Here is a 12,656-nt window from a genome sequence, read left to right on the forward strand (position 1 = left end):
CCTGTTTCAGCGGGGGAGGAGATCCGCCTGCTGAAGTTCTTGCCAAATCTCCGACTGGTCGACGACCGTGACGCCGAGCTTCTCCGCCTTCGCGAGCTTGGACGCACCGACGTCGGCACCCGTGATCAGCAGGTCCGTACTCGCCGACACCGACGACGCGATCGTCGCACCGGCGCGCTCGCACAGGCGCTGGAAGGCGGGCCGGGCGACCTTCTCGCCGGAGCGTGGATCGCTGATCGCGCCGGTGACCACGACTGTCTTGCCCGCCAGCGGAGCGCCCGCGGCGACGACCGGAGGCAGGTCCTCCTCACGAACGTCGAGCGAAACGCCCGCGGCGCGTAGCCGTTCGAGTTCGGGGCGCAGCCGGGTGAGGTGCTCGGTCAGCGACGCGGCGACCTTCGGCCCGATGTCCTCGACCGCGACGAGGCCGTCCTCGCCGGCGTCGGCGACCTCCTCCAGCGAGCCGAATCCGGCCCGGCACAGGCGGGCCGCCGTACCTTCAGAGGCCATCGGGATCGCGAGACCGATCAGCGCGCGGCGCAGACCGACCTGGCGGCTGGTGTCGATCGACTCGATCATCCGGGCCGCCGAGATCTCGCCGATCCGGTCGAACTCGAGCAGCCGTTCGGCCGTCAGCTGGTAGAAGTCCGACGGGTTCTCCAGGATGCCCGCCTCGGCGAGCCGCTCGATCCAGACGCCGCCGATCGCGTCGATGTCCGCGGCCGCGCGGGAGGCCCAGTGGATCAGGCGCCGGACCGTCTGGGCCGGGCAGGACACGTTCGTGCAGTACAGCTCGCGGCTGTTGCCCTGCTCGATCAGCGGCTGCTCGCACGACGGGCAGACCGTCGGCGGCACGATGTCGCGTTCCGCGCCGGTGCGCTTCGACGCGTCGAGTACGCCGGCCACGAACGGGATCACGTCACCGGCCCGGCGGACCAGGACGGTGTCGCCGATCTTGATGTCCCGGGCGCGGATCACCTCCTGGTTCGCGAGGGTGGCCCGGGTGACCGTCGTACCGCCGACGAACACCGGCTCGAGCCAGGCGACCGGCGCGACCTTGCCGATCTTGCCGACGTCCCAGACCACGTCGGCGAGCACGGTGGTCTTCTCCTCGGCGGCGAACTTGTACGCCAGCGCGCCGCGGGGCGAGCTGGACCGCGTCCCCGCCGCGGCGAACGCGTCCCGGTCGGCGAGCCGCAGTACGGCGCCGTCGAGGTCGTAGTCGAGCTCGTTGCGCTGCTGCTCGATCGCGGAGATCGCTTCCTGCGCTTCGGCGGCGCCGGCGCAGTGCCGCATGTCGGCCGCGGTGAAACCCATCGTCTGCAGGGCACGTTCGAGGTCGGTCTCGGTGCTCTCGCGCTCGGTCAGCAGGTCGAACGCGAGGAACTGCAGCCGCCGCTCGGCGACCGTCGCCGGATCCTTCGCCCGGAGCGTGCCGGCCGCCGCGTTCCGCGGGTTGATCAGCGGCTTGTCCGGGTGGGCGGCGTTGTAGGCCGCGAACGTCGACCGCAACATGACGGCCTCGCCGCGGACCTCGATCCGGTCCGGTACGCCGAGCCGGTCCGGGACGCCGTCGGCGAGCGCGCGGACGAGCGGCGTGACGTCGTCACCGGTCGTCCCGTCGCCGCGGGTGATCGCGCGGGCGAGCTGACCGTTCTCGTACACGAGGGCGAGCGAGAGCCCGTCGAGCTTCGGCATCACCACCACCGACTGCCCCGGGAACCGCGCGAAGAACGCCTCGACCTGCTCCGGTTTGGTCGCCTTCTCCAGCGACAGCATCGGCCGCGAGTGCCGTACCGGCGCGTGCAGCACCGTCGGCGCGCCGACCTGATCCAGCGGGTTCGGCTCCGGTGTCAGCTCCGGGTGGCTCGCGATCAGCCCCCGCAGCTCGTCCTCCACCACGTCGTACTCCGCGTCCGCCACGACCGGCTCACCCCGGTAGTACGCGTCCCGCAGTACGACGATCCGCTCCGCCAGCTGCTGAATCCGCTCCCCAACGTCCACGGCGAGACCCTACCCGGAAGGCGCGGTTGCGGGTGGCAACCACCGGCTAACGTTCGCGGCCGACGTACCGGATGACTTCGCAGTCGTCGAGGATGACCAGGCCTTCGTGGACGAGCTCGTCCAGTTGGGGGAGGAAGGCGTCGACGCGCTCGTGGGTGTCGACGATCAGGATCACCATCGGCAGGTCGTCGGACAGGCTGAGCAGGCGGCTGGTGTGGATCAGGTTCGAGGCGCCGTACCCCTCGACGCCCCGCAGTACCGTCGCGCCGGCCAGCCCCGCCTGGTGCGCACGATGGACGATCTCGGTGTACAGCGGCTTGTGATGCCAGCGGTCCGTCTCGCCGACCATGATCGTGAGCCGGACCGCGGTCCCGGTGAGCCTCATCGTCTCGACCTCCAGGTCGCTATCGTGATCGCACAAGTCCACCACGAGGGAAGCCGCCCATGCTCAAAGTTCTTCGTGTTGTTTTGGTGACGACTGCCGTACTGGCGGGGGTGACGGCGCCGGCCGCGGCGACGACGTCCGCCGCGTCCGATCCGGCCCGCGCACAACTGCGGGGGATCGTCGAGAACGTGGTTGGTGCCACCGGCAAGCGGTACGCCGTGAAGGACGACGCCGGTCACGTGATGGACACGGTCAAGATCATCCAGGACACGACCGGTGGATACCTCGCGGTCTCGCACCACCTGGCCTCCGACGGGCACTTCCGGGTGAACCTGGCGACGTCGAGCGACCTGCTCAACTGGCACTGGGTGCGGGAGCTCGCGGGCAGCAACACCGGGCCGGCTTCGCAACCGACGATCATCCAGGCCTCGAACGGCGGCTTCGTGCTCGCCTGGGAGCAGGAACAACCCGGCGGCGGCAACAATCACCTCGCCTTCCGGTACTTCGCCGGCCGCACGGACCTCCTGGCTGGCAAGGTCAGTCGCTCGTACGACGCACCGCGCACGCTCTCGTCCTGCGCCGAGGGGACGCCGAACATCTACAGCGTCACCCTGTCGCCCGACATCGACCATTCGACGATCGACATCGGCGGCCACTACTGGTGGAACTGCGACCGCGACCGCCAGCAGCGCGGCACGCTCACGAACTTCAACTCGTGGTCCACCTCCGCCCAGCCGAACTTCGACAACGCGCTGCTCTACTGGGGTGTCAACGGCAACATCGGCGACCGCGACGACACCACCTTCCAGGGCTACAAGTTCGGCCTGATCGAGGGGCAGTACACCAAGGGCGACTTCGGTTCCTGGCGGACCTTCCTGTACGACTACCAGACCGGCAACGCGGACCGGACCGCGATCACCACCGACGGCGGGAGTACGGCGTTCGCGAACCCGACCATCACCAGCTTGAAGGCGCCCAATGGACAACAGGCCTTCGTTGTCACGCTGTTCATCCCGAGCGAAGGCGCGGCGGTCGGTGAATCCGGCGAACTGATCTACTACAAGACATACTGATGGCTCTCAGCGTTCTCTCAGTGCTTGCTCGCGAGGATGACCATCGTCCTGCTCAGCGCGCACGGGAAGAGGCAGACAGCATGGGTGGGCCCAGGTTCAGTGTGGTGATCCCCGCGTACAACGAGGAACGGTTGATCGGGGAGTGCCTGGAGTCGCTGTCCCGGCAGGATTTCACCGGCGGCTACGAGGTGATCGTGGTCGACAACAACTGCACCGACCGGACCGCTGAGATCGCCCGCCTGCACGGCGCGACCGTCGTACCGGAGGCGATGCCCGGCGTGTGCGCGGCCCGGAACCGTGGCACGCTCGCGGCGCGTGGCGAGATCGTGGTGTCGACCGACGCCGACACCGTGTTCGGCACCGGGTGGCTCGCGGGGATCGACCGGACGTTCCGCCAGACGCCGGGGCGGGTCGCGGTCGCGGGTCCGTGCCGGTACCCGGAAGGCCCGTGGTGGGGCAAGGTCTACGTCCGGGTGCTGTTCGAGTTCGTGTACCTGACGTACCAGTTGACCGGCCGGGTCGGGTACGTGACCGCGACGAACATCGCCTTCCGCAAGGACGCCTGGACCGGGTACGACGTGACCGGTACGCAGGGCGCCGACGAACTCGGACTGCTCCGTCAGTTGCGGTCCCGCGGCAAGGTCGTCTTCGACCGCGACAACCCGACGTCGACGTCGGCGCGCCGGCTCGCGCAGGGGCTGACGTACAACGTGGTCGTGTCGTTCTTGTACTACTACGCACTCGCCGTCATGCTGAACCGGATGGCCGGGCGCACTGTCATCGGCACGGCCCCGTGCTTCCGGGCCGACAAGGCCTGGCCGCCGGCGCGGCGGTACCGGGCCCGGCTCCTCGCGATCGCCTGGCTGATCGTTGCCGCGGGCGCCACCGTTCTGACCGACCGGCTGATGGACAGTTGATGCGCAGGGCAACGAAACTTCTGGCCGGTACGGCGGCCGGCGCCGGAGCGGCGTACTGGCTGATGATGTCGCCGTACTCGCAGGCCTTCGGGCGGTTCCCGTACCGCGGGCGGACCGGCGAGCGGGTGGTAGCGCTGACCTTCGACGACGGGCCGAACGAGCCGTACACGTCGGAGCTCGCCGACTACCTCGACGCCGAGGGCATCCGGGCGACGTTCTTCCAGGTGGGCCGAGCGGTAGAGCACTATCCGGAGGTGACGAAGCGGCTGGCGGACACGGGCCATGTGATCGGGCTGCACGGGTACACGCACGACTTCACCCAGTCCCTCCGCCGCGACCGGGTCGCCGACGAGCTGAAACGAGGGCTGGCCGCGTTCGAGGGCGTCGGTATCAGGCCTGCCCTCTACCGCCCGCCCTGGCTGCTGCGAATTCCCGCACTGCACAGCCTCGTCCGCGAACACGACCTCCAACTGGTCTCCGGCGAGTTCTGTCACCCGCTCGAGGTGGCTCAACCGAGCCCCGAGCGCATCGCCAAACTCGCCGTCCGCATCACCCGCCCGGGCTCCATCCTCATCTTCCACGACGGCCGTGACGGCAAAGGCGGCCCTCGAGCCGCCACCGTCGAATCGGTCAAGCTCGTCGTCGAGGGCCTCCGCGCGAAGAACTACACCTTCACCACCGCCGACCAACTCCTCGGCGTACCGGCCTACAGTCACACGACGGCATGACCTCGAGGAGGGGCTGACATGGCTGTGCACACGAAGGCGGAGATACTCGCGATCATTCGGCGCGCGTACGGACCGGACGTCGCCGAGTCGGTGGCCGGCAGCTTGCCCGACCGGATCGATCCCGAGAGCGACGCCGACGCAGGACTCCTGATGCGGCTCGGCATCACCCGGGAAGGCCTCGCCAACGCCCTCGGCGGCGAACTCTGATGGCAGCGCTGCTCGAGGATCTCGGCTGGTAAGTCGCGTCGTTGTGCATTGCTGCGCGTATCTGCATGATTGAGGCCAGGATTACGCACCCCTAGGCCTGGAGGAGTGGTCTGCTTGACCGCGACGTGGGAGTTCGTGCTGTGCGATGCGCTCGTGAAGGTTCATCCGGTGCGGGAACCGCGGCCGGTCGCCGGTGAGACCAGGTTCCAGGCGTTCCTGGGGGAGCCGGCGTCGTTCCAGTTGGCGTATCGGCCGCCGCTCGATCCGGGGTTCCGGGATCCTTCGCCGTTGAGCGTTCGGGTCGAGGGCGAGGCGGCCGACCTGGTCGCGGTGTCGAGTGTCGACCTCGTACCCTGTACGTTCGTCGCTCTGCCGGGGCACGACGACGGGTACGAGTTCGACGAACCGGGGCTGTATCCGGACGTCCTGCGCCCGGTGCCGGACGGCGAGGCGCGGGTGCGGTTCGGGAGCTGGAGTGCGTTGTGGTTCGACGTGATCACGACGGATCCGGCGCGGGCAGGCGTACACGAGCTCACGATCGTGATGGATGCGCCGGACGGCTCCGAGCTGCACCGGGTGTCGGTGAGCGTCGAGCTCACCGGGATCGAGTTGCCGCCCCTGGACATCGTGTCGAGTCACTGGATGCATCTCGACGCGCTCGCGGACCACTACGGCGTCGAGGTGTTCAGCGAGGAGCACTGGACGCTCGTCGAGCGGTTCATGGCGTCCGCGGTCGAGATGGGTGCGACGTCGCTGCTCGCCCCGGTCTGGACGCCGCCGCTGGACACCGCGGTCGGGACGTACCGGACCGTCGTGCAGCTGATCGACATCACAAAGTCGGGGCACGGGTACGAGTTCGGCTTCGATCGGCTGCGTCGTTGGCTCGACGTATGCCGCCGTACGGGGATCCGCGGGGTCGAGGTCGCGCATCTGTTCACCCAGTGGGGCGCGCGGGCGACGCCGGGCATTGTCGTCGACGGCGGGCGTGCCTTCGGGTGGGACGTCGAGGCGACCGACCCGCGGTACCGGACGTTGATGGAAGCGCTGCTGCCGGCGCTGCAGGCCGTACTCGACGAGGAGTGGGACCGCGAGTACGTCGTCTTCCACATCTCCGACGAGCCGTCCGGGGAGGACGGTCTGGCGAGCTACCTGGCCGCGAAGGCGGTCGTCTCGGACCTGCTGAAGGGCTGGACGGTTGTCGACGCGCTGAGCGAGCACTCGTTCTACACGTCGGGCGCCGTACCGGTGCCGATCGTCGCGACCGATCACGTCGAGCCGTTCCTCGCGCAGCGTCCGGAGCGCCTGTTCGTGTACTACTGCGTCAGCCAGGACCGCGACGTCGCCAACCGCTTCGTCGGGATGCCGTCGGCGCGGAACCGGGCGATCGGGCATCAGTTGTTCGCGTCCGGCGTCGACGGCTTCCTGCACTGGGGCTTCAACTTCTGGTACACCTGGCACGCCCTGCGCCGGATCGACCCGTTCGCGGACACGTCGGCCGGCGGCGCGTTCCCGTCCGGGGACTCGTTCGCCGTCTACCCGGGTCCGGACGGTACGCCGTGGCCGTCCATCCGGCACCGGGTCTTCGCCCAGGCGATGTGGGACCACCGTGCGCTGCAGGCCGTACGTGTTGCCCTGGGCAACGAGGCCGCGCTGGACCTCGTCGACCCGGACCGGACCCTGCGGTTCGACCGTCCGGTGCTCGACCCGGCGCACTACTACACGTCCCGGGCGCGGATGGTCGCGGCGTTGTCGACCGACAATCCGTAGTGCCGCGGACGCGCTCCGTACCGGCTGAGAGGGTACGGAGCGCGTTCTCGGTGCGGGTTCGGTCTGCGGTCATGTCGGTGTTGCCTTCCGTACGCCGACGGGTGTTTGTTTTTTACCTATGACTGACGTTGCCATGAATGCCATCACCCGGCGGGGCCTGCTGACCGCGGCCGGCGCCGGGACGATCGTCGCGCTGTCGCCGATCAGCTTCGCCGCGGCCGCGAGCGGTTCCTCCACGCAGGTGGTGGAGGGGCACATCGCGCCAGGGCCGACGGACTTCGTGTACCTGCCGGTCAACATTCCCCGGGGTGTGCAGCAGATCTCGGTCTCCTACAGCTACTCCAAACCCGCGGTCCCGTCCGGTACGCCGGGCAACTCCTGCGACATCGGGGTCTTCGACGCGCGCGGCTTCGACTTCGACGGCTCCGGGTTCCGCGGCTGGTCGGGTGGCTTCCGTACGTCGTTCAGCATCAGCCGTACCGAGGCGACGCCCGGGTACCTGCCCGGCGACGTGATGCCCGGTACGTGGCACGTCGTCCTCGGTCCGTACCAGGTCGCGCCGCAGGGGCTGGACTACCACGTCGAGGTCACGCTGACGTACGGCGATCCCGGTCCGCGCTACGTACCGTCGTACCCGCCGGCCAAGGCGAAGGGCCGCGGACGGGACTGGTACCGCGGCGACTGCCACCTGCACACCGTGTACTCCGACGGGCGCAACCAGCCCGCCGACGTCGCCGCCGGTGCCCGCGCGGCCGGCCTGGACTTCATGGTGTCGACCGACCACAACACGAGCGCGTCGCACGGAGCGTGGGGTCCGCTGGCCGGCGACGACCTGCTGATCGTCACCGGTGAGGAGGTGACGACGCGCAACGGCCACTGGCTCGCGCTCGGCACCAAGCCCGGCGAGTGGATCGACTGGCGGTTCCGGGCCCGCGACGGGGTGTTCGACCGGATCCAGAAGCAGGTCCACCGGGCCGGCGAGCTGTGCGTGTCGGCGCACCTGTACTGCCCGTGGATCGGCAGCGAGTGGAAGTTCGGGTTCGAGGGACTCGACGCCACCGAGGTGTGGACCGGCCCGTGGGGCTGGGACGACGACGCCGCGGTGTCGACCTGGGCGAACCTGTTGACTGCCGCCGTACGGGAGAAGAAGCCGTGGCTGCCCGCGATGGGTAACAGCGACGCGCACAACCCGGGCAACGTGATCGGGCTGCCGCACAACGTGGTCCTCGCCGACGACCTCAGCCGGGACGCGGTGCTGGCCGGCATCCGGGCCGGCAGGAGCTGGATCGCCGAGTCGGCACACGTCGACCTCGAGTTCACGGCGATGTCGGCGCTCGGGCGGAAGGCCGGCATCGGTGAGCGGCTGATCGCGGGGTCCACCGAACAGGTGACGGTCAGCGTACGGGTCAGCGGCGTACCGAACGGCACCGTGCGGATCCTGACCGACGAGGGTCAGATGTTGCAGAGCAGCCTCGACGCGAGTGGAGCCGGAACGGTGACCTGGCTGACGACTCCGCAGGCGGCGGCGTTCGTACGGGCCGAGGTTCGGCACCCGCTCGCGGACGGGAGCGCCGGGCACACCTCGATGGATCCGGGTCTGACGTTCGGCCCGATGGCCGCGCTGACCAACCCGATCTTCCTGGGTCGCGCCTGACTCAGGCCCCGGCGAGTTCGGCCACGATGGCGTCGATGTTCTTCATCAGCGACAGGTGGCCCTCGCCGGGGACCAGGTGGGTGGTCGCACCGGCGACGTGCTCGCCGAGCCAGCGGCCGTGGTCGCGGGGGACCATGCGGTCCTGGTCGCCCTGCCAGATCGAGACCGGGACCCGGATGCTCGCGAGGTCGACGCCCCAGTCGGCGATGAACGCGAGGTCGTCGTCCCGCCAGCCGTCGTACCCGTGTGAGACTGCCGCCCGGCAGCCTTCCGCGAGATATCCGGCCAGCCCGTCGCGGAGCGCCTGCTGGTCGACCGCCGACAACAGGTCGCCGAACGCGGCGATGAGGTCTGCGGGCTGCACGTCCTTCAGGTCCGCACCCGTCTCCGCGAGGAATCCGTCGAGCGCCTCGACGCTGGTCGCGGCAGCACCGAACTCGGCGACGTTCTCGGCACCCATTCCGGCCAGCCAGTCCAGCCCTTCGGCGTTGTACGGCGCTACGCCCGCGATGATCGCCGCCGCCCGGCACCGCTGCGGGAGCAGCGCCGCGCAAGCAAGGGCATGTGGTCCACCGCCGGACCAGCCGATCGTGACGAACCCGTCGGCGTTGATTGCGTCGAGCAACAGACTCACGTCGCCCGCGACATCGGCGACGGTACGGTCGGCCCGCGGAGTGCTCGTCCGGTATCCGGGCCGGCTGTGCGAGACGAACCGCAGCCCGTACTTCGTTGCCGCCTCCGCGAGCGGATCGAGCACCATGCCGACTCCGGGCGTCCCGTGATGCAGAACCAACGGCGTACCGTCCGCCGGGCCCGTGACGACGTACTCCAGAACCCGCCCGTCACCTACCTCGAGGGTCTCCACTCTGCCGAGCTTAGATCACGGTGATGACGGATCGGCCTCGTTCGGTGAAGGCGGCGGGTGCGTCCGCGAGTGGGCGGACCGCGCTGACCAGCGGGGCCAGGCGTCCGTCGCGGAGGCGGGCTGCCAGCTGGGTGAGCTGTTCCCGGTCGGGCTCGACGACGAAGAAGATCGCCCGGCCGTCGTCCGGCTGAGTGGCTGGGGGTTCGTTGACCGTGACCAGGGTGCCGCCGGGTCGCAGCAGCGCGATGGAACGGTTGAGGATGTCGCCGCCGACCACGTCGAACACCACGTCGACCTCGCCCGCGTCCTCGAGCCGGTCGCTGTCCAGGTCGATGAAGTCGTGGGCGCCGAGCGAGCCGGCCAGGTCCCGGTCCGCCTTACGGCCGGTGCCGATGATGTGCGCTCCGGCTTCACGGGCCAGCTGTACGCCGACCGAGCCGACGGAGCCGCCCGCGCCATGGATGAGAACGGTCTGGCCCGCTTGAAGGTGAGCGTGGTCGAACAACGCCTGCCACGCCGTCAGCCCAGGCATCACCACGGCGGCCGCGGTGACGTGGTCGATGTCGGCCGGAAGCGGCGCGAGATTGCGCGCCTCGACGGCGGTGTACTCGGCGAGCGATCCGTTCCGGGCCCAGTCGGTCAGGCCGAACACCCGCTGCCCGATGGTCAGGCCGGTCGTTCCGTACCCGAGCTCGACCACCACTCCCGACACCTCGTGCCCGAGCACACTGGGCGCCCGGTCCCGTCCGGCCCGATCGGTCCAGGTAGAAGGCCAGTCCAGCTCGCCCTTCAGGAAACCGGCGGCATGGACCCGCATCACAACATCGTTCTCCGCGGCCCGCGGATACGGCAGCTCGGTCAGCGAGATCCCGCCAACGCCCGCCTCACGATCCGACGCCGCAACGGCACGCATACTTGTTCGTTCCATACCCCCGACCGTACGACGCCCGACACCCGATCGCCCGGGCCAATTCCCACCCGAGATCATGGGCCGGTTGAGAACCGCCGACTGTGAACGGATTCACGTCATTCGATGACGAGGCGGCTGGCGCGTGCCGGTGAGATAAGCCAGGTCACCCATCCGCAAGGTGTCGTCCTGCAGGGGCGGGAGGTTGCTGGCAGCAAGCAAATCCCGGATCGTCACCGTGTCGAGCGTCCAGCCGCGGCCTGCCAGGTAGGGCGCTGCCTCGTTGCGTTCGCCGAAGTAGCGCAGATCCGACATGTCTTTGGTGCGCAGGCGTTCTGACATCTGTTGCAGGCGTTCCTTGGCCTTGGTCTCGTCGCCCGGCTCCGGGTTGGGCCTGCTCTCGGTGGCCAGCCTGCTTCCCGGGGCGCTGAGTTCGGTGATCGTGTCGAGCAGCCGATCCTGCGCATCCGGCGGTAAGTACCCGAGCAGCCCCTCGGCGCTCCACGCGGTGGGTACCGCGGGATCGAATCCGGCGGCACGCAGCGCCCTCGGCCAGTCATCACGCAGATCGACGGGCACCACCCGCCGGTCTGCGGTCGGTTCCGCGCCCAGCTCGGCCAACGTACGTGTCTTGAAGTCGATGACCTCCGGCTGGTCGAGCTCGTACACGACAGTCCCCGCCGGCCAAGTCAGCCGATAGGCGCGGGAGTCCAGTCCGGACGCGAGAATCACCACCTGCCCGATGCCTGATCCGGTCGCCGCGCGGAAGAAGTCGTCGTAGTACTTCGTGCGGATCTTGGCGATGTCGATCCACACCTGCTCGACCAGTTCGCCCGGCGGCTCCGCACCGGTCGCCAGCCGGGTCAGCAGGTCGACCCCAACGGCCTGTACGAGCGGCGCCGCGAACGGATCGTCGATCAACCGCGGGGCGGTCCGGGTCGCGATCGCCCTGGCCGTGGCGGCCATCGTCGCGGTCGACCCGACGCTCGACGACAGGTCCCAGGAGTCTCCGTCGTACCTGGTTGAACTCATGCCCGGCAGCTTAGAAGTTGCCGCCGACAATTCGTGGATCGAGCTGTTCACGAGGGCGGCGGCGCGGGTTCACAATGAGTTATTCGGAGCCTAGGGGGGCTGTCATGGCGGTAGTGCGGAACGTTGCGGTTGTGAGTGAGTCCAAGTCGGTGAAGGTGGCCGACCTCGTCGGGCCGGTGGCGGCGATGCAGATCCAGATCACCCGGGACTTCGCGCCGGCCTGGCGGCGCCCGGCGACGATCGCGGTGTTCGACAAGCTGACGAACGTACCGGTGGACCACTGGCCGGTGATCGTCCGCGACGACATCCCGTACGACGCCCAGGGCATCCACCTGGACCGGGACGGATCGCCGTTCGCGCTGGTGCTCTACAGCCCGGACTGGTCGCTGACGACGAGCCACGAAGTACTCGAGATGCTCGGCGATCCACTGGGTACCCGGACGAAGACCGCGCCGTCGATCAAGGCGGGGCAGGGGAAGGTGAAGTACCTGGTCGAGGTGTGCGACCCGTCGGAGGCCAGCGATTTCGCCTACGACATCAACGGTTCGACGGTGTCGGACTTCTACCTGCCGTCGTTCTTCGACGCGGAGAAGGTGGACGGTCGTCAGTACAGCTTCACGAGCTCGATCAAGTCGCCGCGCTCGATCCTGAAGGGCGGCTACATCTCCTGGCAGGTGCCGTCGACGCGCGAGTGGTGGCAGCAGACGTGGTTCGGTACGAAGAAGTTCCGCAGTCTCGGCGTCTTCAGTCGCGGTACGAACCCACGCCGCGGCACGGACGGCGACACCGCGGTACCCGCATCGTTCATGCAAGGTGCCCCCTCGACGTCCCGGGAATTCGCCGCCGCGAACGGCGCACCGAAGGAGCGCGCGGACTTCCTGCGGGCCGAAGTACGGCGGATCGTCGCCGCGGCTACGCCATGAGCGACGACGACGAGGAGGACGAGCGTCGCGCCAGAGCCGCCCGGATCCATGAACAGATAGAGGAGCTGGTGGAGGGCCGAGAGCCCTCCACCCCGGCCGAAGCCGCCGACCGAGCCGCCACCGAAGAGGCCCGCAAAGCAGCTGAAAAGGCGAAGGCCGAGAAGGAGAAAGCGGAAGAGGAAGACGAGGACTGA

At 69.0% G+C, this 12,656-nt stretch carries 13 protein-coding genes; 8 read left to right on the top strand and 5 right to left on the bottom strand.

Going from position 1 to position 12,656, the window contains the following annotated elements; genetic code table 11:
* Window positions 1-6 precede the first annotated feature (6 nt).
* Together ligA and ACZ5BU_RS24570 are read right to left on the bottom strand one after the other, a co-directional pair.
* Window positions 7-2,004: an NAD-dependent DNA ligase LigA gene (gene ligA, locus ACZ5BU_RS24565; RefSeq protein ID WP_465702456.1), complete on the bottom strand. Its 1,998-nt coding sequence runs from the start codon at window positions 2,002-2,004 to the stop codon at window positions 7-9.
* A gap of 46 nt (window positions 2,005-2,050) precedes the next feature.
* Window positions 2,051-2,389, bottom strand: a complete 339-nt coding sequence (locus tag ACZ5BU_RS24570) for a DUF190 domain-containing protein (RefSeq protein ID WP_465702458.1) — start codon at window positions 2,387-2,389, stop codon at window positions 2,051-2,053.
* Between the two features lie 86 nt (window positions 2,390-2,475).
* Between ACZ5BU_RS24570 and ACZ5BU_RS24575 the strand changes: the two genes are divergently transcribed.
* From ACZ5BU_RS24575 to ACZ5BU_RS24600, 6 genes are all read left to right on the top strand, one after another.
* Entirely contained in the window at window positions 2,476-3,462 is a 987-nt protein-coding gene (locus ACZ5BU_RS24575; protein ID WP_465702460.1) for a hypothetical protein, read from the top strand.
* 80 nt (window positions 3,463-3,542) lie between these two features.
* On the top strand, window positions 3,543-4,379 hold the full coding sequence (locus tag ACZ5BU_RS24580) for a glycosyltransferase family 2 protein (protein ID WP_465702462.1): 837 nt from the start codon (window positions 3,543-3,545) through the stop codon (window positions 4,377-4,379).
* Window positions 4,379-5,107, top strand: a complete 729-nt coding sequence (locus tag ACZ5BU_RS24585) for a polysaccharide deacetylase family protein (RefSeq protein WP_465702464.1) — start codon at window positions 4,379-4,381, stop codon at window positions 5,105-5,107. The genes ACZ5BU_RS24580 and ACZ5BU_RS24585 overlap by 1 nt, the downstream gene beginning before the upstream one ends.
* An 18-nt stretch (window positions 5,108-5,125) precedes the next feature.
* Window positions 5,126-5,314 (top strand): hypothetical protein, encoded by a 189-nt coding sequence (locus tag ACZ5BU_RS24590; protein WP_465702466.1) that lies wholly within the window; start codon window positions 5,126-5,128, stop codon window positions 5,312-5,314.
* Between the two features lie 114 nt (window positions 5,315-5,428).
* Window positions 5,429-7,081, top strand: a complete 1,653-nt coding sequence (locus ACZ5BU_RS24595; protein WP_465702468.1) for a DUF4091 domain-containing protein — start codon at window positions 5,429-5,431, stop codon at window positions 7,079-7,081.
* Window positions 7,082-7,199: 118 nt separating this feature from the next.
* On the top strand, window positions 7,200-8,735 hold the full coding sequence (locus ACZ5BU_RS24600) for a CehA/McbA family metallohydrolase (protein WP_465702470.1): 1,536 nt from the start codon (window positions 7,200-7,202) through the stop codon (window positions 8,733-8,735).
* A gap of 1 nt (window position 8,736) precedes the next feature.
* On the opposite strand, the gene ACZ5BU_RS24605 is transcribed toward ACZ5BU_RS24600, so the two are convergent.
* The 3 genes from ACZ5BU_RS24605 to ACZ5BU_RS24615 form a co-directional block, all read right to left on the bottom strand.
* Complete coding sequence (locus ACZ5BU_RS24605; protein WP_465702472.1) at window positions 8,737-9,600, bottom strand: alpha/beta fold hydrolase; 864 nt, start codon at window positions 9,598-9,600, stop codon at window positions 8,737-8,739.
* A 10-nt stretch (window positions 9,601-9,610) separates the two neighbouring features.
* Window positions 9,611-10,528: an NADP-dependent oxidoreductase gene (locus ACZ5BU_RS24610; RefSeq protein WP_465702474.1), complete on the bottom strand. Its 918-nt coding sequence runs from the start codon at window positions 10,526-10,528 to the stop codon at window positions 9,611-9,613.
* 93 nt (window positions 10,529-10,621) lie between these two features.
* Window positions 10,622-11,539, bottom strand: coding sequence for an SAM-dependent methyltransferase (locus tag ACZ5BU_RS24615; protein ID WP_465702476.1), 918 nt, complete (start codon window positions 11,537-11,539; stop codon window positions 10,622-10,624).
* A gap of 131 nt (window positions 11,540-11,670) precedes the next feature.
* Between ACZ5BU_RS24615 and ACZ5BU_RS24620 the strand changes: the two genes are divergently transcribed.
* Window positions 11,671-12,462, top strand: a complete 792-nt coding sequence (locus ACZ5BU_RS24620) for a hypothetical protein (RefSeq protein ID WP_465702478.1) — start codon at window positions 11,671-11,673, stop codon at window positions 12,460-12,462.
* Window positions 12,459-12,656, top strand: coding sequence for a hypothetical protein (locus ACZ5BU_RS24625; RefSeq protein WP_465702480.1), 198 nt, complete (start codon window positions 12,459-12,461; stop codon window positions 12,654-12,656). Before ACZ5BU_RS24620 ends, ACZ5BU_RS24625 begins: the two co-directional genes overlap by 4 nt.

This window comes from Kribbella sp. NPDC031520 (genome assembly GCF_055580825.1).

Bases quoted from the DNA above. Each gene is read 5' to 3' on its own strand.
- ACZ5BU_RS24600 (WP_465702470.1), top strand. From the start codon at position 7,200: ATGACTGACGTTGCCATGAATGCCATCACCCGGCGGGGCCTGCTGACC.
- ACZ5BU_RS24580 (WP_465702462.1), top strand. From the start codon at position 3,543: ATGGGTGGGCCCAGGTTCAGTGTGGTGATCCCCGCGTACAACGAGGAA.
- ACZ5BU_RS24590 (WP_465702466.1), top strand. From the start codon at position 5,126: ATGGCTGTGCACACGAAGGCGGAGATACTCGCGATCATTCGGCGCGCG.
- ACZ5BU_RS24610 (WP_465702474.1), bottom strand. From the start codon at position 10,528: ATGGAACGAACAAGTATGCGTGCCGTTGCGGCGTCGGATCGTGAGGCG.
- ACZ5BU_RS24570 (WP_465702458.1), bottom strand. From the start codon at position 2,389: ATGAGGCTCACCGGGACCGCGGTCCGGCTCACGATCATGGTCGGCGAG.
- ACZ5BU_RS24585 (WP_465702464.1), top strand. From the start codon at position 4,379: ATGCGCAGGGCAACGAAACTTCTGGCCGGTACGGCGGCCGGCGCCGGA.
- ACZ5BU_RS24615 (WP_465702476.1), bottom strand. From the start codon at position 11,539: ATGAGTTCAACCAGGTACGACGGAGACTCCTGGGACCTGTCGTCGAGC.
- ACZ5BU_RS24625 (WP_465702480.1), top strand. From the start codon at position 12,459: ATGAGCGACGACGACGAGGAGGACGAGCGTCGCGCCAGAGCCGCCCGG.